Source organism: Aeoliella mucimassa (assembly GCF_007748035.1).
Taxonomy (GTDB): Bacteria; Planctomycetota; Planctomycetia; order Pirellulales; family Lacipirellulaceae; genus Aeoliella; species Aeoliella mucimassa.
The window spans coordinates 3,850,841-3,874,005 of the sequence record NZ_CP036278.1; the positions used below are offsets into that span (position 1 = coordinate 3,850,841).

A 23,165-nucleotide genomic window follows, 5' to 3' on the forward strand; every position below is an offset into this window, starting at 1 on the left:
CTCCAGAGCAAATATAAGCATGTCGTTTCGCAACGGCATACCACCTGATTGAGCCGAAAAGAAAATCTGAAGTCGCTGACGAAGAAGCACGTTCTGAAGTTATTGGGACGAGATGCACCTCCTAAAAGAGCGCTGCACAACGGAACGATATTGAATGAGACGAAACGATTACATGTTAGTTGCTCGAGGTTTCACCGCTGGGTGCTCCTCGGTTCGCTTTCCAAACGCATACCACTCCACGCGGAGTGCCATAGGATTTGGAGTGATGTCTTTAGCCGACCTGACCGGCATGAAGGTTCCATTCCACACGTCGATCTCTACGATGTTTTCGCCCTGCTTGAGACCGTCGGTGATGTCGACGAAACGAAACTGATCGTGCCCAAACTCCTGCCCCTGGACATTATCAATCCAGCTTTGCACTTCGACTTCGTGACCATTCACCCGGACCTGTTGAATGCCGTTGTCAGCCAAGAACCGGCCAAATAATTGAATGGTCGAGAGGTTGTAACCCGTTAAATCAAACCGCGTTTGAAACGTGTATTTCGAATTTGGTTCGGCAGTCCGCCAGGTTGGTACGGAGACCCATTGCGATAAGTCAGGCTCGTTCGCAACGTAACGTTCATCGGGATGACATACGGTTGCGTACTCCGGGGACACACTTTCGCCGCCGGGGGCGTCGACAATAAGCCAGTTCGGATCCTCGTCTCCGACCGCCAGACCATGCCCCGTGTTATGAAGAGTGATCGGATGATAAGGGACGACCGAAGAGAAATCAAATGTTTCGGCAAGCACTTCAGGCAATAGCGGCTGATTCTGATGCTCACCATCCGGGGCGATCACGAATGACTCCCCCTTACTGACCAACAATCCCCGCTGCTCCTTGGGAAGATTGTTACGTGGGTGTACGCGGACCAGGCCTTCGATCACCCGAGTTTCGTCTTGATTGTCGTCGCCAGCCGAAACGGTGAACGTGGTCCCCAGGTCGACGACTTCCATCGATTCGGTAATCACGGTGAATCCGCGGGCCCATTCCGCGACATGGACCGCGAGTTCGCCACGGACCAGATGCACCCGGTCGTGGGCGTCGAACTCCAGCACGCAAGGCGATTTCAAGGCGATTTCGGCTCCGCACCCAATGCTAATTTGGGCTTCGCCGGCGAGGAGTTCGATGCGATCTCCCTCGCGAAATATTTTTCCCTCTTCCCAACGCTCTTCTTTCCAAACCGCACCGGTTTGCATAGAGAGAGCGGCCACAGGGGCTGGTGGGCGGGAGGTGGCAACCACCTGAGTAATTCGTGGCGGTGTGAACTCGAATTGATGCTTTGGCGGCGAAGGCTGTGGAATCATCCCGAGCACGATCGCTACCGAAACCGCAATGATCATCGCGTGGGGCAAGTACCGCCACCTTCTCGGCTTGGCAGGTAGCGGGCACAGGGGAGCGAGTACTGGGGGCGGATCCAAATCGTCTTGTACCACTCCTTGCTGAACCATGGCCTCCGCCTGCAGCTGAACCTCTAGCTGCAGATAATCGACCATGTAGCGTAAGCGATCGGGATAGCCCAGCACCAGTTGCTCAAGGCGTTCCCGCTCTTCGGGCGCCAGTTCCGAGTCGACGGCTTTTGCAAGCAGCTGATTCAGTTCTCGCTGGATGACTGGGGAAAAGCTCATGACGATACCTCCTCTCCCAGCCGGTGTTTTACACAACGCAGCAAAGCGACTCGCAGTCGGCCGATCATTTTTTCGACCGACGTGGCTGTTTTTCCGACACGAGTCGCGATGTCGCGCATCTTCAAGCCGCTACGATATCGCAGGAGAAACAAGTCGCGGTGCTCGGCGGAGATTCCAGCCAAGCACTTGGATAGCGCGTCTTGCCGGACTTCAAACCAATCTTCGGTCGCTTCGGAGCTGATCACTTTCGCTAGCTCCGATACCAGTTCGTCGCTAAATACCAGCTTGCATCGCATTTGACGCTTCCGATAGGCCAGCACCTGCAGCCGAGCTATCTGAAATGCCCATGCAATGAAGTTCGAACCTGGATCGAATTGATCGGCCTTGTCCCAAATCACCAAGTTGGTCGATTGCAGAATGTCTTGGGTGGCTTCACGATCTGCTGTTAACGTGAAGATGTAGCCTTGCAATCGGTTTTGGCTGGCAGTGAGCTTTGAGACAAGTTCTGCCGTTGCTTTATCCATAGCGCCTGTTTTGTATCCAGAAAAGAGCAGAAACGACCGCACTGTCACGAATCCGCTAAGGGCAAATAGCCGCTGGCGACATTATCCGACATGAAACCGGCAAACAAAATTGTTTTTTTGGAAAGTTTCGCATTCAGATCGGACTCACAGAAATGTGCGGCACGTGCCGCCCCATGCCAATTCTTGCAGGGCAACGCTCCATTCGATCGCCACGCTGCAAGAACGCCCGACGCAGTTTACCTATTTTGACAGGCGGGCATCATCCGACTCCGCTTCACTCAGTAGTGCATCGCATTTTAGGCCCAGAAATCAGCAAGCCACGGCGATCTGCCCTCCCCGGTAAATGGTGCTACTTTCGGCCTTAAGCACACTTGGGTTCTTGCCAGTTTTCGCTAGAAATTGGCCACTGATGGTGTTCTAATGGACAGGCAATGGAAAGTGTCGACTTTTAGCTATCGGCTGTTGGCTTTTTGACGAAAGGAGTTGATGGAGATGTGATGTCTATCTAAATGTCAGATTACCAGCGACGAGCAGGCGAATGTTCGTTTGCGTGGGCGTTTGCTGCTGCGCGGTTTCTAAGCTGTAGGCTTTAGGCTGTAAGCGGTAGGCTGAGATCTTTCAGTCGTTGGAAGCTCCTTCAAGATGACATTCCGCAATCCGCAATCACAAATCCCCAATCGGCCCCCTCCCAAAATACTTTCCCACCCATGGGAATCTATTTTGGGCAACTATCGCGGAGGTGTTGATGCAACTCGATAACTACCAACGACTTGCGATTGATTCCCACCGCGAAAATAGATTCCCACTCGATGCGTTTTGGGAAATGGGAATCTATTCAGGCGCGAAAACCACTGGTTTTGCAGTGTGGGCGCGGATTCAATTTTCCCATCGGTGGGTAAATTGGGAATCTATTTGCCCAGCGGTGGGAATCTATTCCGCCCTGCGCGGATTCGAAGCGAGTAGCTCCATTACATCCGCGCCGATCGATTCGCCCAACCATGCGACACCGGAAAAGCCGAGCTACCACTGTTGGGGGATAGATCGGCTAGCCCCCTCTCCCAACTGCAGTCTCCAACTCGGTGGTGGTATATTAAACGACCAACCTAAACCGCAGCATGCACCGCTCGACTTTGCATGAGCCGTGCGTGCTTCCCTCCTTCCTGAAGCTCCTGCCATGTCTTCCCAAACGCTTGCGTCGATCGCGCTTACCTATTTACTTGTCGTTGGCTCCTGCAGCCAAGTTTCGGTTGCCGAAGAAATCGAGGTCGCATCGCCATCGAATCGCTTGACGGTCGAACTCCAGATCGACAATCCGATCCAGTACAGCGTCCACTTAGGGGATAAGCAGGTTCTGCAACCTTCGGCCATCGATCTGACGATTGCCGATCTGGGAGCGATTGGTAAGACCAAACAGAAGCCCAAGGTGGTGGTCGAATCGAAGAAAGAGAAGGTCCAGTTCCCGGTTCCGCGCAAGTATCGTTCGCTCGACACCGCCTACACGCAAGCGACGATTCATTTGAGCGAACAGGCAACGCTGGTATTTCGCGTGTACGACGAAGGAGTGGCTTACCGCTGGCAAACCAACATCCCCGGTCAGATCACGGTCGAAAGCGAGCTAGCCGAGTTCCGTTTCCCCGATTCCAGCACGTGCTACTTCCCGGAGGAAGAAAGCATGTTCACGCATCAGGAACGCGTCTACAAGCAAACGCCTGTCGCGGAGATAAGCCCCGAGCAGTTCTGCTCGACCGGCTGTGTGGTGGAGTGCCAGAACGGAGTGAAGGTCTATATCTCCGAATCCGATCTGTTTAGCTACCCTGGCATGTTCCTCCGCGGCACCGACAGCGGTCAGCCGGGACTGGTTGGCAAATACGCTGGCTACCCCCTGGAAACCGAGCTCCAAGGGGATCGCAATCAGGTGGTTACGAAGTATGCCGATTATCTGGCGAAGACCGATGGCGCCCGTTCGTTTCCCTGGAGAGTGCTGCTCGTCGCCGACGACGATGCGGATCTTCTTCGCTCCGAGCTGGTTTATCAACTCGGTCGACCGATGGCGATCGACTCGGCCGACTGGATCAAGCCTGGCAAGGTCTCATGGGACTGGTGGAACGGCATCGATCTGCGGGGCGTTGATTTCCGAGCTGGCGTGAACACCGAGACCTACAAGTACTTTGTCGACTTCGCTGCTGAGTACAAGATTGAATACATCCTGCTCGACGAAGGTTGGAGCAAGACGTCGACCGATGTGACCGCGCCGCGTTCCGATGTCGATATCAAGGAAGTCCTGGCCTACGCGGAGCAAAAAGGGGTGAAGGTTCTGTTGTGGGTGCTGTGGAATGCCATCGACAAGGAGATGGATTCCAAGCTGGCCCGCTTCGAGCAGTGGGGCGTCGCTGGCATTAAGGTCGACTTCATGCAACGCGACGACCAGGTGATGATCGATTACTACTGGCAAGTCGCTCGCACTGCAGCCGAACACCGCTTGATGGTCGACTTCCACGGAGCGTGCAAACCGATGGGCCTCCGCCGGCCGTATCCTAACGTGATGACCTTCGAGGGGGTCAACGGGCTCGAGCAGTATAAATGGGGCAAAGAACGCACGACGCCTGAGCAAGAGTTGATACTCCCCTTCATTCGCATGGTGGCCGGTCCGATGGACTACACGCCAGGCGCGATGCGCAATGCGAACGACACTAACTGGCGGTGGATCGTCGACCACCCCATGGTGCTTGGCACCCGCTGCCATCAGCTGGCCATGTACGTGGTGTACGAAAGCCCGCTGCAAATGCTGGCCGATAGCCCCACGACGTACCAAGACGAGCCGGAGTGCATGCAGTTTCTCTCCGCGGTGCCGACCGTGTGGGACGATACGGTTGTGCTCGACGCGAAGCTCTCCGACTATGTGGCCATCGCCCGCCGGTCGGGAGACGAATGGTACATCGGCGTGATGACCGACTGGGATCGTCGTGAGCTCGACTTGCCGCTCACGTTCCTTTCCGATGGGCCTTACAAACTCGAAAGCTGGGGCGACGGAGTGAATGCCGACCGCAACGGCGAGGATTTCGCTCAGCACACCGCGAGTGTGACTCGCGACGATACGCTCCACGTTCGCCTGGCCCCCGCAGGTGGATGGGTGGGGCGACTCCGCATCGAGCCAAGCAGTACTAGCACGGGAGCATCGCGATAGGTTGTGCGGAAACTTGGTTTACCTGCCGAACGATGGCGATGCGCGCCTTTCCTAAGCTGGGAGAGCCTGTTACGTTGCTGTGCTGAAGCCTCGCTCCCCGCCCGCTTGTCGGTGCTCCGTTGCACTGGCCATTGCATTTCAACCACGAGAAAAGATGACTGATATTACCAGCCGACTATTGGCTACCGATCTGGATGGAACGCTGATCCCTCTCGAAAATGAAACGCAAAATGCGAGCGATCTGAGAACCCTGGAGCAAGAACTTCAACAGCACCAAGCCGAACTGCTGTTCGTCACCGGGCGACACTTGGCGTCGGTGTTGGATGCCATGGACCGGTACGCGTTGCCGAAACCCGCGGCAATCATCTGCGACGTCGGGACCTCGATCTACACGTGGTCGGATACCGGGTCGTGGACACCGGTGGCCGCCTACCAGGAGCACCTCGGTCGGATCGTCGCAGAGATGCCAGTCGCTCGGTTGCGAGAACGGCTATCTACCATCACCGGCCTGACTCCTCAGGAAGACGAGAAGCAAGGTTCGTTCAAACTCAGTTACTATGTTGATAGCAATCAGCTCGACCAACTCGTATCGCAGGTCACTCATGCCATTGAGACCAGCGGCGCTCCCTACTCGGTGATAGGCAGCGTCGATCCCTTCAACAACGATGGGTTGATCGACTTACTTCCGTCCAGAGTATCGAAAGCCCATGCGCTCGACTGGTGGACCAAGCAGCGCGGTCTCGCCCCGGAAGAAATCGTCTTCGCAGGGGATTCGGGCAACGACCTCGCTGCCCTGACTGCTGGCTATCGAGCCATCGTGGTTTCGAACGCAAGTCGCTCGGTGGCGAACGACGTTTACGAGTCGCATCGCACGTCGGGCTGGAAGAACCGCTTATGCCTGGCGCAACGGCCAGCCACTAGCGGGGTGCTGGAAGGATGTCGCTGGTTCGGGCTGGCAAGCCCTACCCCACCGACCGGCGAGTGGAAGGGTGCCCTCCCTTTCACTCATAACCAGACCGCGTTCCGAGTTTGGGCTCCAAGCCACTCGAGCGTCGCGGTCAAGATCGTCGACAGCGACAAGTCGCAATCGCATCCCCTTGCGCCCGAGCGTGAGCAGGCGGGATGGTTCAGCGGCTCGGTCGAATCGGCCGGCCCTCATACAACCTACCGCTACCAACTGGGCGACGCGGGGGCGTATCCCGATCCGGTATCGCGGAGCCAGCCGCAGGGAGTGCATGGCCCCTCCGAGGTGATTCATCCGCAAAGCTACGCCTGGCAAGATCAAGCCTGGCAAGGCATGCCAACCCGCGATCTGGTGATCTACGAATTGCATATCGGCACGTTCACCGAACCAGGCACGTTTCGCGCGGCGATCGAACAGATTCCTCACATCCAGGAGCTGGGAGCCACCGCAGTGGAAATCATGCCGGTCGCCCAGACGCCTGGCAAATGGAACTGGGGTTACGATGGCGTTAACCTGTTCGCTCCGCGCAATACCTATGGCTCGCCCAACGACATGAAGGCGTTCGTCAACGAGTGCCATCAACAAGGACTCGCGGTACTGCTGGATGTGGTCTACAACCACTTAGGTCCTGAGGGGAACTATCTTCCTCAGTTCGGCCCTTACAGCTCGGCCGAGCATCATACTCCGTGGGGAGATGCGTTTAATTTCGATGGCCCCGATTCGGAAGTGGTTCGCCAGTTCGTGGTCGACAACGCGTTGTACTGGCTCGACGAGTTCCATCTCGACGGGCTGCGGCTCGACGCAGCGTTCTTCATGATCGACGACAGCACGCCGCATCTCCTCACCAGCCTGCGGGACGCAACCACCAACTTTGCCGAGCAGGCGAAGCGAGTAATTCACCTGATCGCCGAGACGAATGCCCACGATCCCAGCCTGGTGGGAGAAGCAGTTCAGGGCGAGCCTTACGATGCGATCTGGTGCGACTGTTTGATGCACTCCATTTATTCGGTCGCCGACATAGGAGTGCGGCTGGTTGCCCGCAGCTACCATGGCCAGAGCGATATGATTCAGTCGCTGCAGCATGGATTCATTTACGCGGGCAACAAGTTCGAACGTCAGCCTGCCCCTCCCGAATCGACCAACCACGCCCGCACTTATATCGAGTCGTTTGTCACCGCATTGCAAACGCACGACTCGGTAGGCAACCACCCGCAAGGCAAGCGGCTCCATCACCTAACCTCCAAATCGTACCATCGCGCAGCGATTACGCTTACCATGCTCTATCCCAGCATCCCCTTGATGTTCATGGGCGAAGAGGTGGCGGCCGACTCTCCGTTCCCGTTCTTTGTGGATTTCGAAGACCCGAAGCTGCGCGACATCGTCGATCAGGGACGGCAAAACGAGTACCCCCACCACGTGTGGGACGATGCGCTGCCCCCCTCGCACCCGCAAGTGTTTCACTCCGCTCTGTGCCATGACTCGGCAACGCACGATGGCGACATGCTCAAGTGGTACCAGCAGTTGATTGCGTTTCGCAAACAAGGGCTGCAAGAGCAATGGCTCGCCGCCGAGCAGTTCACTGCAGGGTACAGTGAGGAGCTGGATGCCTACTGGTTGAAGTACCCAAAGTCCGACGGGACGACGATCGCCATCTACGTGCGACTCGCCTCGGTGTCGCAGACCGACGAGTCGACACGTACGCTAAACCATCTGGAGGAACTGCTACTCTCGTCGAAACCAGCTTCGCTCGACGGAAGTAGCTTGGCACTCGGCACCAACCATGGAGTGGTGGTGCTGCACCACTAAAGGATTACACTTCCACAACAGGAGCATAGGAGGTTAAGAGTTTATTGGACGATCGACACACTCGCGGCTACTCGGCGATGCCGACGTTCGTCAACCGATAGACCGCAAACGTGGCCAACCAGTGCTCGCCCTCGTAATGACCACTAAACACGTACTTGAGTCCGCCTTGAGTGTGCCTGTCAACCGACTCGGCCAGTACCGTTCGTCGCGGGTCGGCAGCAGGCAGTACCGAGAGCACTCCGTTTTGCGTCCAAGCGCGCGACAAGTTGAGCCCAGCCAGGTGGACGATCTTAGGATCAGTCACGTCGGATACCACGACCGGTTGCAGCAGATTGGCCACGTTCGAATCGGTGGATTCAAGCCCCGGCAGGAAGCGATCGAGCCACTCGGCAAACTCCTGTGGCGGGAGCATGCGTCGCATCAGATCGGCTTCGTTCCACGACGGCGAGAAGAAGTCCTCGCCCGACGGCTCGAAGTGCCCGGGATAGTCGTGATCGCTCTGGTACTTTGTGAGCGCATACTCTCGCACCAACGCGGTCAGCTGCTTGTCTTCGACCACCAGCGAGTAGTCGTAGATCTGCGACAGCGCGAACGCGGTATCGGGATGCACCCCGGTACGAATCGGGTACGTGAGTTTAGGCAGATAGTCCTTGGTGAGTGCGACGATCCGTGTTTCCAGCGGCTGAAGAGCATCCGCCCACTTGCTCGCCTGAGGATGATCCCACGTGCGCAGCTCGGCCGCCAAGCGAAGGGTCCACGCCCAGCCGTACATGCGTTCGAAGCTTTTGTTCTCCTTGGGTCGTAGTACTCGGCTTCCTCCAGCAGCTTCGCTTCGGTGAGTTGCTCATCAAGCAGCGCGAGGATCTTCGGCACGACCGGGGCGTCGGGCTTGACCTTCGCCAGGCGAACCAACATCCAGTGACCATGCACCGACGAATGCCAGTCGAAACAACCATAGAACACCGGGTGCATGGCTTTCGGGCCAAGTACCGACTCGGCCCCGACCATGACGTTCGATGGCTTGTTCGGATACTCCTGGGTGATCCCAGAGAAAGCTAGGTTGGCGAACTGTTCCACTTGCTCATTGCTAAGTGGTGTCGAAATGGTTTGGGTCATAGCTCGGTTGGCAATCGTCATTGTTAGCAACAACATCACAATCTGGATGGACGCTCTCACGCAATGCATGTCGAATCCCTGGTTCACTTCCACTTTCAGACCTGAAGTACGGAACCACATTATGGTCGAACATGCAGCTGGAGTACACTTACCATCGACTGCAAGTGCAGTGAGCGAAAGCTGCGCCTGCGACAAGCAGCGTCGCTTACTACTGCTCCAGCTGATCCAGCGGGTTTTGCAGGTCTGGCTCCGCTGCGGGTGGCAGCTCTGCCGCGGGAACCTGAATCTCTTCGGCATCTGTCGGCGTGTCGACTGGTGCGGCGGGGACCGCGGGTGGGGTGTTCAGGTAAGGCGATGGCCAGCCGCCCCCGAGCGCCCGGTAGATCTCGACCACCCCCTGGGCGACCTCGCCCTTGGCAGCAGCCGCGGCAACCTCTTGCTGCGTTTTGGTGTTCTGCACTCCAAACACCCGGTTGAAATCGATCTGGTCGCCGGCGACGAACTTCTCGGTAATCAGCTTGTTGGTCAGGTCGGCGGCTTCGGCCGCTTCGAGTTGCAGGCGAAGCAGTTCTTGCGATTTCAAGAATCGTACGATCGCGTTTTCGGCTTCCAGGTTTGCATTCAACACCGACTGCTGATAGGCATACACCAGTTCCTGGAAGCGGGCGTCTTCGAAGCGAACTCTGTTGAGTATCCGCCCGTAGTTAAGCACGTTCCAGTCGACCGACGGTCCGACCGAGCCGAACCCCGAACCGCTGCGGAACAGATCCTTAAACTGATTCGCACTCCGCCCCACAGTGCCCGACAGCGTGATACGAGGATAGAAGTCCGCTTCCGCGACTCCGATGAAAGCACTCTGTGCGGCGACCAGTCGTTCGGCACGACGTACATCGGGGCGTTGCAGCAAGGTCGCTGCAGGAATGCCGAGCACGATCTCCGGTTCGACGGTCGGAATGTCTCCCTCGCCTAGCATGTCTAAGATATTCTCAGGCGGCATGCCCATCAGCACGCAGAGTCGATTCTGGGCCTGTCGCAGATTGATCTCCACCTGCGGAACCAGCGCGGCCGTTTGCACATAGCTCGACTTGGCCTGTTGCACGTCGACATCGCTCGACTCGCCCCCTTCAAATCGTATCTCTGTAATCTCGTAGGTCTGCTTCTGGCTCTCGACGTTCAGCTTCACTAACTCCAGGCGTTTCTGCAGAGTACGAATCTCGATGTAGGTAGAGGCAACATCCGCGATCAGGGTGACGACCACGTCGCCGTAGTCGAACATCGTTGCATCAAGGTCGGCGTCTGCGGCTTCGACTGCTCGACGATAGCGACCCCAGAAGTCGATTTCCCAAGCTAGCTGAAACGCTCCTCGCCAGGAGCTGAAGTGACGGTCGAAGCCCGAGCCGGTTGTGAGATTGTGCGAGTAATCGGCCGACGCAGTTTGCTGCTGTGGGAAGAGTTCGCCGATCTGAATCGCCCGCAACGCGCGGGCTTGCATGATGCGACTACCGGCTTGCCGAAGCGTGAGATTCTGCGAGTAGGCCTCGGCGACCAGTTCGTTCAGCACAGGGTCGCGAAACGAGTTCGACCACCAAGCGGCAGCATCGACCGGATCGCCGATCACCCGTTCATCGTCGGCATCAATCCAGCCTTGTGCTACCGGGGTACTTGGTGGGCAATAATTGGGACCGACTTTGAATCCGTTGGAAATCCATTGCCTGGGACCGGTGCATCCAACTGCGGCTAGCAACAAGCAGCCAAGCGAAACAGCAAGCATCCCTTGGCCGCGGCGGAGAATTTTGGCCGCCATTGCATCCAGGGGGCTTCGCATCACAAGTCTCGAAAAAGCGGAAATACAAGAACATTTTACTCCTGCCCAACTATCGGTGAATCCGGATTGATTGATACAATCTTTTGAAACCAACCCGCAAGGTTTACAAATACCGACGGATTCCAACACTACAGTCTTCGTCTTTGGTATAATCGTTAATCTCGGATCGCCGTACCTACCCTCGCCAATCAGGCAGCCGGCCCCCCGCTCGGACGGTTGCAACCTCCCAATGCCTGGAGGGTACGCTGCAGCGACCGCGGACCAACGACGTTTCCCCCCTCCTGTGCGAATTCCGTCGATCGACCTAAGCTTTCAGCACGATCACCCTCTACTGTCTTCTAGAGCAAGCCCTCTTTATGTCAGCGACTTCCTCCACCCCGATCCGCCTCGCAGGGCTGTTGCTCAGAGTGGCGATTCCCTGCGTGATCTTAGCAGCAGGGTGGTTTGGGTTTCAGATTCTCGCGTCGCACGTGGAAGAGGAACCTGCTCCCGAACCAAAGAAGCTGTTGCTGCGGTCGCGTGTGGAAGAGATGGAAGTGGTCGACTTCCCGGTGACCATCGAAACCAATGCAGTGGTGCAAGCTCACAATCAAGTGACCTTGAACGCTCAGGTCTCTGGAGTCGTGACTTCGGTTAGTGCGAACTTTGAGGTCGGTGCTTATTTCAACAAGGGAGACTTGCTGGTCGAAATCGATCAACGCGATTATCACACCGCCTTATCCATCGCCAACTCGGAACTTGAAGCGGCCAAGTCGGAATTGAAGCTCGCCAAAGTGGTGGAAGATCGCAAGCTCAAGCTCGTGGGATCGAATGCCGTGTCGCAAGGCGAAGTCGATGCAGCCACGGCGACGCGGGAACAAGCCGAAGCCAACGTCGCCCTCGCTGAAACTGGCGTGGAACAAGCGGAACTCAATCTTACTCGCACCCGCATCTTGGCCCCTTTCGACGGACGAGTCTTGTCGAAGCTCATCGGTATTGGACAGCTGGCCGGAGCCAATACCCCGCTGGGTGAGATTTTCGCGATCGACTACGTGGAAGTGCGACTCCCGATCTCCGGTGATCAACGCCCATTCCTGGATCTTCCGGAGTTCCCCGAAGACGAACCGTTGCCGGTAACGCTTCGCGATGGGATCCAAGACACCAACACCGCGGTTTGGCGTGGCAACATCGTACGCACCGAAGGGGTGCTCGACGAGAACTCACGCGATTTGTACGCGATTGCCAGAGTAGAGGATCCGTTCGGCCGCACCCAATCGAAACCTCCTCTGCGAATTGGGCAGCCAGTGGTCGCCTCGATTCAAGGTACTATCTTGCACGACGTGGTTGCCTTGCCACGCGCGGCGGTGCGACAGCTCGATAGCGTCGTGCTAGTCACCCGCGAAGAGCACACCCTGCTACCGCTGAAGGTGAAGCCGATCTGGTCGGATACCAAGCACGTCATCGTGGCCGCTTCGACGATCCCTACTAATATGCTGCTGGCAACGACTCCGATGCCGTACTCGCCGAAGGGCTCCAAGATCGAGATCATCCCGGCTGCTGATCCTACCTCGACGATTGCCGATACCTCGTCGCCCGATTCCGAACAGACCACCACCAACTAGCCTTGCTTCATGATCCGCTGGTTTGCCACAAACGGAATAGCTGCCAACTTCATGATGCTGGCGATTCTGGTCGCTGGTGTCTATACGGCGCTCTACAATATTCCGCTTGAGGTCTCGCCGGAACGCAGCTTTGAAACCGTGGTAGTCACGATGACCTATCGCGGCGGCACCGCGAAAGACGTCGAGCGTGCGATTCTCATCCCGATGGAGGAAGCTTTAGAGGGTGTCGAAGGCATTCGCGACATTCACGCGAATGGTTGGCAAGGCGAAGGTCGATTATTCATCGATGCAGAACCTGGCACCGATCTACGCGTGCTGCTGGACGATGTCACCGCACGCATCGACACAATTACCACCTTCCCCGACGAAACCGAGCGACCACGCATCTCGATTCCCGACTCTTCCAACTGGTGGGAAGTGCTTAGCATTGCGGTCACAGGGCACTTAAGTCCGCATGAACTGAGAGAGGTCGCTCGCAAGGTCCAGGAAGACGTTATCGCGCTGCCAGGCATTAGTCGCGCCCAGGTTCAGGGAGATCGCGACTACGAAATTAGTGTGGAAGTCGATACGAACAAGCTACTTGCTTACGGGCTGAGCTTGCAGGACCTGACCGACGCCATCCAACAGTTCTCGATCGATCTGCCGGCCGGTTCGATCGACAGTGCTAGCGGTACATTCATCGTCCGCACGCGTGGACAGGCTTACTCGGAACAAGAGTTTGCCAACATACCGATCCACGCGGCTGCTGGCACCGACATCCTGCTCGGGGAAGTCGCAACCGTGACCGATGGCTTTGTCGAAGGTGAAAAAACGGTTGAATTCAACGGCCGCCCAGCCCTGTTTGTCGAAGTACTGCGAACCGGCAAAGAAAATGCCATCGACATCTCCGACAAAGTGCATGAGTATGTCCGAACCTCTCGCAGCAAGTTCCCTGAAGGAATCGAGCTGTTCATCTGGGACGACGAATCGGTTGAGATTCGCGGGCGGTTAACCACGCTCGTCGAGTCGCTGGCGCAAGGCAGTCTGCTGGTAATGTTGCTGCTAGGACTCTTCTTGCGTCCAGGACTGGCGTTTTGGATTGTTGCGGGCATACCCGTTGGTTTTGCCGGCGGGGTGATGCTGATGCCTTGGTTTGGGGTCACTGCGAATGTGATGAGCCTCTTCGGTTTCATCATCGTTGTCGGCATCGTGGTGGACGACGCAATCGTGACCGGCGAGAACGTCTACCTGAAGATGAAAGAGGGGCTATCGCCGCTCGAAGCCGCCGTGCAAGGCACCCACGAGGTGGCCACGCCGGTGACCTTTGGTGCACTCACGACGATGGTCGCCTTTATTCCATTGCTATTCTTTGATGGCAGCTGGGGCGATTTCGCATCGCAGGTTCCCCCGATTGTCGCCCCCGTACTATTCTTCTCGCTGATTGAATCGAAACTGATTCTCCCAGCGCACCTTAAGCACCTGCGTCCGGTTCCACGGGACAATTTTATCACCCGTATTCAAACATCGATCGCAAGCAGCCTTGAATACTTCATCGAGCATGTGTACCAGCCCACGCTCGAAGTCGCCGTGCGTCATCGCATCTCGGTGATGGCGATCTTCGCCGCTGGCATGTTACTGATGGCTGGATACTGCATGAGCGGGCGCATGGAGTTCATTGCCTATCCTGCGGTCGAGAAACAGCGAATCTCAGCCGAGCTCGACATGCCCGATGATACTTCGCTCGAGACCACCGCTCGCTACATGCAACGCATTGAAGACGCGTTGCTGCAAGTTCAGAAAGAGTTCATCGACCCCGGCACCGGAGAGTCGCTTGTGCTTAACATTTCGAAGTTGGTAGGCGCGGCGCGCATTCATCGGGATTTCGACAAGTCGCGGGGATCCATTTCGTTTGAAGTATTGGCCCCTTCGCTCCGCAGTTCGACCGGTCCGGCGAACAGCGAGCTAGCCGCCCGCTGGAATGAATTGATCGGTCCTATCCCCGAAGCTACGGAATTTCGGATACGCTCCGACTCGAGCATCAACCGCGATCGCAACGTCGACAACGAGAATCTGAATATCGAACTGCGTGGGCCAATGTCGCCAGAGAAAGCGGAAGTCGCCCGCAAAATAAAACGCATCTTGGAAGAGTATCCCGAGTTCAGTTCCGCTTGGGCGAATATCAATTACGGTCAGGATGAACTGGAACTGCGACTGAAGCCGCTGGCTGCCGAACTCGGTCTCACCCAGCAACGCCTCGCCCAGCAGGTTCGCCAGTCTTTCTTTGGCGAAGAAGCGCAGCGACTCCAACGAGGTGTCGACGACATTCGTGTGATGGTGCGACTACCTCGCGAAGAGCGAGAGACCTTGCACACGCTCGAAACCATGCGCATTCGTACTCCACGTGGGGCCGATGTACCGCTATCGACGGTGGCCGATATAGTATTCACCAAGGCTCCTTCGTCGGTGGATCGGAAAAACGGTGCCGAAATCCTCAGGTGTGGGGCTCAGGCGGTAGACGAGACGGTCGATATTCTCGGGATCGCCAAAGAGATTTCGCCGCAGATCGACGCCCTTTGCCAGGAAAACAATCTTAGTTTTCAGTTTGTGGGATACGTAGCCGAAGCAGCCGACGCCCAGCGGCAAACGATCTTGGGCTCTTGCTTGCTGGCCTTTGTGCTCTACGGTCTGCTGGCAATCGCGCTGAAGTCGCTGGGGCAGCCCTTCTTTGTGTTGCTGGCGATTCCCTTTGCCATCATCGGTGCCTTGCTAGGACATATCGCACTTGGCATCACTCCGTCGTATCTTTCGGTATTCGGTATGCTTGCCCTGGCTGGTGTGGCCGTCAACGACACACTCGTGATGGTCGACTACGTGAACCAGCGAATGGCCGCTGGAGCCACGCTTCGCGAAGCCGCGCTGCAGGCAGGCGCGCGACGATTCCGACCGATCATGCTAACTTCCGTTACGACCTTCGTAGGACTAGTACCGCTGCTGATGGACAAGTCGCTGCAGGGCCAGTTCCTGATTCCAATGGCCGCCTCGCTGGCGTTTGGAGTGATGTTCGCCACGCTGGTAACGCTGTTCCTAATCCCCTGCGCCCAACTGGCTGCCGACGATGTTGGCAAGCTTCTATCCGCGGCCAAGAATTGGTATTTCCGCCCGTTCCGTGCGAGCCAAGCGAATTCACAACCTGCGACCAGTAGTCATTCCCCTTCGGCTGAATAGCCACCCGACTCCGTACTAGTCGTGAACGGTGCGAATGGTTTGATACATCTTGCGATACTGGGCGGGGGTTTCGCCAGAGTGCTTCTTGAACATGGTCGACATGTACTCCACGTGAGCGAATCCAACGAGTCCAGCGATCTCGGTGAGAGAATAGTCGGTGTCGGCCAGCAACTGCTTGATACGATTCACACGCACTCGCTTGATCTCCCCTTTCACCGTGGTGCGGGTGTGTTTTGAGAACCGCCGCACCAACGTGCTGCGAGACTGATGGCACGCTTTGGCGACGTCGTCAACAGTGATGCCATCGCAGGCGTGCTCGCGGATGAACTGTAGCGCCACCGCTACATCAGGATCGTCTACTTGCAGCAAATCGGTAGATTGCCGCCGACTGATGCCTTTGGCACTCACCAGCATCCGCGACTCGTGCGGAGCGAGTCCTCGCATCATCCGCGACAAGGTCTCGGCTGCCAGATAACCAATGCGGAATGTGTCTAACGCAACACTGCTCAATGGAGGAGTAGTAAGCTCACAGATCAAACGATCGTCATCGACACCAAGCACCGCGATCTCTCGAGGAATATGAATACCTAGCTCCCGACACACATTCAACACCTGGGCCGCCCGCACATCGTTGCAGGCGAACAGTCCCACTGGTTTCGGTAGCTCTTTGAGCCATTTGCACAATTGTGGGTCGTGGGCAAAGCCCGACGATTCGATGTTCGCGGTGTCGGTAAAACTCGTGGCTTCGCTGTTGTGAACGCTCGCCTTGTATCCCCGCTGCGAGAGATACTCGACCGCGAGTTCTTGTCGCACCCGCGAATAGTCCGCGCCATTAAACCCGCAGAAAGCAAAGTTCCTTACACCGCAATGAATCAGATGATCGCACGCCTGCTGAGCGACAGACAACTCATTGGTTTCAATCCTCGGCACACCGGACAGCGAGAACCGATAGCGGAGGTCAACGATTGGCAATTCGTGATTTGCTAAGAACTCCGCAAGCTCTTCGGTTTCGATACGAGCAATAATGCCATCGCCCTTCCAGTCGCGCAGCCAGGCCGGGATGGCATCGCCTAGACCACAGTCTTGACGATAGATGGAGAACGCTCCGTGCGATCTGGTATAGGCAGCGATTCCGCGAAGCAGGTTTCTTCCATAACCTCGCGTAGACTCAACGAGAATCGCAACCTTTGGAACCATAAGGGCCAGTCCAATGCAAAAGAATAGGTACAGGTCCGACTTCCCGTAAACAAACGAGAAGAAAACAGGCGCTAAAAGCCAATCGCAGGCAGCGCAAACGCATAGGGAAGTTCGCTCACTGAAGGTAAAGCCATTCTGCAGAACAACTTATGTCGATTCAAGAGCAAACTACACGTGCGCCAAAAACGAATAACTTTGAATTAAAACCTAAGTGACTCTGTCCCCCTAGCATGGTACACTGCGACCCGCGAAGTGTCACAGTCAATCGTGAGACTTCGAATACTTTTCCCATAAGTCACAAAACCTACTTCCAACACACACGGCTTTCCTGCTGTTCCACAGCAACCCGCTGGAAGAGCAAAACAGCACTTAACAGCTGGCAATTGCTCTGCTGCTTGATTCACCACAGGTGTGCTTGCTTGATTGATGTTGGTTCTTCGCGAATGAGTGCGAAGAACAGCTGACGAGATTTGTGCTTTTCTTTTCGTCGTGCGCTTATCGCGTATTACCTTACTTGAGCTGAATTCAAGGGAGATATCGGCGCTATGTTGACATTGCTCCATCCACTCTGTTTGCGCCCCACGTTGCGTCACGCAACACTGGCTGCATTCTCGTCACTCATGTTATTGGCATGCAACACCTATGCATTAACACTAGTACGTCTTTCCTGAAATCCATTCCGCTGCTATATGCTGCGGAATGAAAAAGCACATTGTTTGCCTGGACCACCAGGCCCGTGGAGGTTTGGAGCAGCTAGCACGCTCAGGCGCCCGCGCGGCGCAAGTGGTGCGTCGCTGCCAGATATTATTGAAATCGGACTCGGGATGCACCGACGAAGAGATCGCCGAGCATGTGGGCTGCACGACGCGCAACGTCCGAGCCGTCCGAAAGCGGTTCTGCGAAGAGGGCGTCCAGCGGGCGGTGTACGATGCGCCTCGCTCGGGCCGCCCCCCAGAGTTCACCAAGCGGCAGCAGCAACAGGTAATCGCCCTGGCGTGCAGCGAGCCGCCCGAGGGACGGGCTCGCTGGACGCTGGAATTGTTGTGCGAGCACGCGGTGAAGGAAGGCTTCGTCGATTCGCTCAGCGTGACGGAGGTCTCGCTGTGGCTCAAGGAACACGACCTGAAGCCGTGGCGAAAAAAACTTGGTGCGTGCCCAAGCTGAACGACGAGTTCTGTGAGCGGATGGAGGACGTCCTCGAGCAGTACGAGAAGCCGCTCGACCCGAACGAGCCGGTCGTCTGCCTCGACGAGCAGCCCTATCAGAGGGTCGACGACGCGCGGCCGCCCGAGCCCGCGGCACCCGGCAAGATCGCGAAGCAGGACTACGAGTACCGCCGCTGCGGAACCTGCAGCGTGTTCGTGGCGGTCGAGCCGAAGGCGGGCAAGCGATTCGTTCAGGCCAAGCGTCACCGCAAGCGAGCCGACTTCGCCCGGTTCGTCCGCGACCTCTTGAAGCGCTATCCCGACGCAGAGCGGGTTCATCTGGTGATGGACAACCTCAACACGCACAACGAGAAGTCGTTGATCGAAACCTTTGGCGAGGAGGCGGCTCGGCCAATGCTGGAGCGGATTGTGTGGCATTTTACCCCCAAGCATGCCAGTTGGCTCAACATGGCCGAGATCGAAATCTCGGCCATACAGCGACAATGCCTGGGACGTCGGTTGGCTTCGCTCGACAAGGTTCAAAGCGAACTCTCCCACTGTTCACGCGACCGCAATCGGAAGAAAATCAAAATCAATTGGACCTTCCATCGAAAAGACGCCAAACGCGTCTTCCCTGAACTCTATAGGAAATGACTTCCGGGACGACGTACTAGTGCCATTAACTCCCGACGCAGTTAACTCTTCCCAACCTGCTTACGGAACCGATATTGCCAACCTGGTGAGCGATCCGTTCGCCTACGATCCGGCGAACCCAACTTCGACCAATCCGCTAGGAGCCCACTCCGATGGATTCCACGCCGATGAGCCGGCAGGAACCGATGTGACCCTCATTTTCGATTTCACCAATGGCCCCATCACACTCGCTGCGGGCGAGACGTTTAAGGTCGATCTGTGGGGCAGAAACAACTGCTGTTTCAATCGTGACGACGACTATGAAATCGAGCTTTACAATGGCGGTTCATTAGTGACCTCGATCGCCAACCAGATGATTCCTGACTCCGCTCCGCAATTCAATCGTTCGGTACTCGGCACCGCGGGCGAAACGTTTGACAGCCTCCGAATCATCGCCCACGACTCGAATGGCACCGGTGACAATAACCTGTTTACGCCGGTCGAAATCCGTGCGTTTGCCAGCCTACCGCTCAATCCAGTGCTGCGAATCGATCGTGCGACTGGTGGCATGATGCTTGAGAACTTCACCGCTGGCGATATCAATATCGTTGGTTATTCGCTGCAATCCCTCGCAGGTTCGTTGAATTCCAGTCCTTCTGAGTGGATCTCGATCAGCGGCAACTACGACGCAACCTCCGCCAACGGAGGCACAGGCGACGGTTCGGTGGACGTCGACGACGAGTGGACCGTGCTTACGACCACTCCCAACGGAACCGACTTGAGCGAAGGTGAACTCGACGGCGGCGACGGTGGTGTGCTCACCTCCGGATCTCAGATCAACCTCGGTACTCCCTGGAGGCAAACTCCCTATGAAGACGTGACCGCCAAGCTTCTAGCGAGCGATGGTTCCATCTTCACGGTTCCCGTGCAGTACGACGGCAATTCCATCCAACGCGGCGACCTGGATGGTAGCGGAGCACTCGATGCGAATGACTGGGAGGAATACGTCTCGAATGCGATGAACGATCTCACTGGTCTTTCGCCAGCCATGGCTTATCTAGCGGGCGATTTGAATAGCGATGGTGTGACCAACCTATTCGATACCGACTTGTTCATCCATGCATACGAAGTCGCTAATGGTCCAGGTAGCTTCCAAGCAATGGTGGCCTCCCATAATGTTCCTGAGCCTACCAGTTGGATGCTGCTGGCCGTGGGAGCGATTGGTGCTTTAGTGGTTCGTCGCAAAGTGCAAGTGAACTGGCTACCAGCTTGCGTGTTGGTGATCGCAGCGGCGTTCGCCTCGCAGAACGCTCATGCCATCGATTACACGTGGACCGGCACCGCAGGCGATGGCAATTGGGACAATGCCAGCAACTGGGATGGCAACGGCATTCCAGTTGACGACAACGCCGGCGATGCAGGCCTAAGCCTCGCTGGACTCGACGATCGCATCATCTTCTCAGGCAGCACCATGCCGTCTACAAATGTGCCTCAAATCGGTGGTCGCAACGCCACCGGCACAAACTCGCCGATCCTTCAGCTAAATAGTGGCGGTAGCTTATCGCTCACAAGTGGCGTAGGGGGTATTGGTGGATTCATTACCAACCAGACCGCGGCAACTCGCACCTTGATCATCGTCGGCGACGGTGTAGGCGGGGGAACCGAAGACGTAACACTCAACCTATCTCACACGGGCGCCCTGATTCGTCATGAGCAGGAAGTCACTCACAACCTGCTGGTCAACTCGGACGGCACCCTTACCTTCGACGCTGGCGTTGAGTTCAGTAGCGAACTCTCACAAAGCGGACGTCCACGCTATGGTACCTTCACCGTGGATGGTGGTGCGGTCGACATTGCCGGACCGCTCACTCGCTTTACTGTTGCTGCCACCGGCGACGCCTTGGCGGTAAGCAACTTTGTCGACTTCACCGCTCCCGGCGGCACTTTCACCGCTCAATACGGTGGCGACCTCCTCGACCTTTCGGCCGTGCAAGCAGCTGCTTCACTGGCAGGAGATGGTTCGTTCCGTTCGACTTCCGGCTACTCGCTCGGCGTCTCCGACAATGGGGACAACTCGTTTACTATTACTTCGCTCTCGCAACTTGCACTTCTCGTGCTGCAGGTCGATCCGAATACTGGCAGCGCGATTATTCGCAATCCAACCGGTGGAAGTGTCGATATCAATAGCTACCAGGTGACGAGTGTTGCGGGTGCGATCGACCCAGACGCCTGGAATAGCTTCTCGGATCAAAACCTCGACCCGGTCAACTCTGGCACCAATCCTGGTGAAACCTGGGATCAGGTGGGACCAGGTTCGAGCTCGATTATTCACGAAGGCTTCTTGCTGGGAAGCACCAGCATCCCTGCTGGGGGACTCTCGATCGGTTCGATCTTCGACGAAACGGTCTTTGGGGCTGGTAGTGATGGCGATCTTGAGTTCACCTATCGGATGTCCGACGGATCGTTGATCCCCGGTTTGGTTATGTACGAAGAGCTGGCTGCAGTGGCCGGCGACTACAACGGCGACGGCACCGTAAATCTGGCAGACTACACGGTCTGGCGTGACAATCTTGGTGCCAGCGACGAGTCGGCCTTCGCAGCCGGCACCGGCAACGGCGGTGGTGTCGATGCCAGCGATTACTCGGCCTGGAAATCGAACTTCGGTGCAACCATTGGTTCCGGAAGCTTGGCTGCTGATACCCAAGCGGTACCTGAACCCTCGCCGCAACTGCTAATGCTTTTCTCTTGCCTTGCTTTGGCTCTAGCAACCCTTTCGAAATCAAACGGATTCGGTTCCATGAAGCTTAAGAAATCGACGATTACTTCCTTCTCCTTCTTCGGACTCACCGCATGGTGCGTCGTCGCGTGGGCGGCAGCGGGCAGCACCGCCCACGCGGCGGTCACCAACGACCGCGAGTACTTGTTTGGTGATCCAGGAAGTGCCGACGCCACGCTGGCCCCACCTTCGGTGCAAACCGCAGCGACCGTCAGCGAAGGTAGTCCCATGGGCTTTGTGTTCGATGGCCGCATCAGCACTGGCGACGAAACCGGACCAAGTGGTGCCTACCTCGACTTACAAGTGTTTGGCCCCACCTACACCAGCACTTCCGCTCGCCCGGGAGCATCGGTTGGTGAGTTCGGTGCACGCTTCGATGGCGTGGATGATTACATGACGGGCCAACCGCTCGACCGCCCCGACAGTCTTTCCAATCGATTGGGGCAAAGTTACCCCATTGATTACACCGGCATCACTTCGCGTGGCGTACAAATGTGGGCGTTCATCGATTCCGCCAAACTGGCGACCGATGCACCGCAAACGCTCCTCCTAGATTCACAAATCTTTGGCGGCCCGCAGATTTCTGCGGATGGCAAGTGGACTCAAGCCAACAGTCAGCACACCACCGACAACTTCAACAACTTTGGTGTTGTGCCTGCTGAAGTCGATGTCGTAGGCGACACCTGGCAACATGTGATGCACCATGTGTACAACGCAAACGATCCCCAAGCACCGGCACGCCTGTCGGGTGGAGCGGGATCGAATCACGTATCAGTTATCTATGTAAATGGCATTGCCGTCTCGTCCAACGTCGACAACCTGCCAGCCGATTTCGACCTACTCTCTCAAGGCTTTAGTGGGAGTCTCGTTGTTGGTGCGGAAGACGACGGAAGCGGCGGATTCAAGAACCACTTCCAGGGTGTGCTCGACGACATCGAAATGTACGTGTTCGGCAACAACGAAACCGGTACTCCCGGCAATCTTGCTGATGGCGAGGACTGGGGCACCTTCGACCTGTTCTCCGACAATGAGTGGATCGCCAACGAGATTGCGACCACTATCCCGAGTGGTGTCCTACAGCCCGGCGACGTCACCAAAGATGGCGACATTGATGGCGACGATATCGACGCCTTTATCGCTGGATGGCTTAGCGAGCAAATCCAAACCGGGGCTCACAGCTCCCAACTTGTTGGCGACTGGGGCACCTGGGACAAAGGCGACATGAACCACGATGGGGCCACCGACTTGGCTGACCTTTACATCATGAACCAAGCCCTCGCTGGCGCGGGCTTCAGTGGCATCACGGGCGACATGCTCGCTGGGCAGGCGGTTCCTGAACCAGCCTCGCTGCTATTCGCTCTGGCAGGTGCCGTTGGACTGCTCGGCCTTCGCAAGGTCGCGAAGTCGAGCGTCCGCTGAGTTGCCAGTTACTGTCCCATCAACCACCCGAAGTGTTGACTTGCTTTCGGCAAGAACCCCAGAAAGGCCTATATTGCGAGTGCACCGGCCGGCACACCTAACG

The 23,165-nt window shown here is 56.7% G+C and carries 11 protein-coding genes and 1 pseudogene; 7 read left to right on the forward strand and 5 right to left on the reverse strand.

The annotated features are described in order from the left end of the window. Positions 1 to 168 precede the first annotated feature (168 nt). Together Pan181_RS15110 and Pan181_RS15115 are read right to left on the reverse strand one after the other, a co-directional pair. Positions 169 to 1,668, reverse strand: a complete 1,500-nt coding sequence (locus Pan181_RS15110) for a FecR domain-containing protein (protein ID WP_145247775.1) — start codon at positions 1,666 to 1,668, stop codon at positions 169 to 171. Then, entirely contained in the window at positions 1,665 to 2,192 is a 528-nt protein-coding gene (locus Pan181_RS15115) for a sigma-70 family RNA polymerase sigma factor (protein WP_145247777.1), read from the reverse strand. The genes Pan181_RS15110 and Pan181_RS15115 overlap by 4 nt, the downstream gene beginning before the upstream one ends. 1,174 nt (positions 2,193 to 3,366) lie before the next feature. On the opposite strand from Pan181_RS15115, the gene Pan181_RS15120 reads away from it, so the two are divergent. Together Pan181_RS15120 and treZ are read left to right on the forward strand one after the other, a co-directional pair. Then, positions 3,367 to 5,376 carry a glycoside hydrolase family 97 protein gene (locus Pan181_RS15120; RefSeq protein WP_145247779.1) on the forward strand — a complete coding sequence of 670 codons (2,010 nt, stop codon included), beginning with the start codon at positions 3,367 to 3,369 and terminating at the stop codon, positions 5,374 to 5,376. 154 nt (positions 5,377 to 5,530) lie between these two features. Next, entirely contained in the window at positions 5,531 to 8,146 is a 2,616-nt protein-coding gene (gene treZ / locus Pan181_RS15125; protein WP_145247781.1) for a malto-oligosyltrehalose trehalohydrolase, read from the forward strand. A gap of 67 nt (positions 8,147 to 8,213) precedes the next feature. Here the strand turns inward: treZ and Pan181_RS27050 are convergent. Together Pan181_RS27050 and Pan181_RS15135 are read right to left on the reverse strand one after the other, a co-directional pair. Continuing rightward, positions 8,214 to 9,559: pseudogene (locus Pan181_RS27050) on the reverse strand (DUF2891 domain-containing protein). Then, entirely contained in the window at positions 9,471 to 11,066 is a 1,596-nt protein-coding gene (locus tag Pan181_RS15135) for an efflux transporter outer membrane subunit (protein ID WP_197528382.1), read from the reverse strand. Before Pan181_RS15135 ends, Pan181_RS27050 begins: the two are co-directional and overlap by 89 nt. A 377-nt stretch (positions 11,067 to 11,443) precedes the next feature. Here Pan181_RS15135 and Pan181_RS15140 point away from each other — a divergent pair, with 377 nt between their 5' ends. Beyond that, positions 11,444 to 12,688 (forward strand): efflux RND transporter periplasmic adaptor subunit, encoded by a 1,245-nt coding sequence (locus Pan181_RS15140; RefSeq protein ID WP_145247785.1) that lies wholly within the window; start codon positions 11,444 to 11,446, stop codon positions 12,686 to 12,688. A 9-nt stretch (positions 12,689 to 12,697) separates the two neighbouring features. Further along, positions 12,698 to 15,892, forward strand: a complete 3,195-nt coding sequence (locus Pan181_RS15145) for an efflux RND transporter permease subunit (protein ID WP_145247787.1) — start codon at positions 12,698 to 12,700, stop codon at positions 15,890 to 15,892. A gap of 15 nt (positions 15,893 to 15,907) precedes the next feature. Here Pan181_RS15145 and Pan181_RS15150 read toward each other — a convergent pair whose 3' ends face one another. After that, positions 15,908 to 17,089: a XylR family transcriptional regulator gene (locus Pan181_RS15150; protein ID WP_145247789.1), complete on the reverse strand. Its 1,182-nt coding sequence runs from the start codon at positions 17,087 to 17,089 to the stop codon at positions 15,908 to 15,910. Between the two features lie 699 nt (positions 17,090 to 17,788). On the opposite strand from Pan181_RS15150, the gene Pan181_RS15155 reads away from it, so the two are divergent. The 3 genes from Pan181_RS15155 to Pan181_RS15165 are packed head-to-tail and all read left to right on the forward strand — an operon-like array spanning position 17,789 to position 23,062. Then, a complete protein-coding gene (locus Pan181_RS15155) occupies positions 17,789 to 18,253 on the forward strand; it encodes a helix-turn-helix domain-containing protein (RefSeq protein ID WP_145244956.1) in 465 nt (154 codons plus the stop codon). After that, positions 18,241 to 18,888, forward strand: coding sequence for an IS630 family transposase (locus tag Pan181_RS15160; RefSeq protein ID WP_145244957.1), 648 nt, complete (start codon positions 18,241 to 18,243; stop codon positions 18,886 to 18,888). The genes Pan181_RS15155 and Pan181_RS15160 overlap by 13 nt, the downstream gene beginning before the upstream one ends. Before the next feature lie 19 nt (positions 18,889 to 18,907). After that, positions 18,908 to 23,062 carry a PEP-CTERM sorting domain-containing protein gene (locus Pan181_RS15165; RefSeq protein ID WP_197528383.1) on the forward strand — a complete coding sequence of 1,385 codons (4,155 nt, stop codon included), beginning with the start codon at positions 18,908 to 18,910 and terminating at the stop codon, positions 23,060 to 23,062. The last annotated feature ends 103 nt before the right edge of the window (positions 23,063 to 23,165 follow it).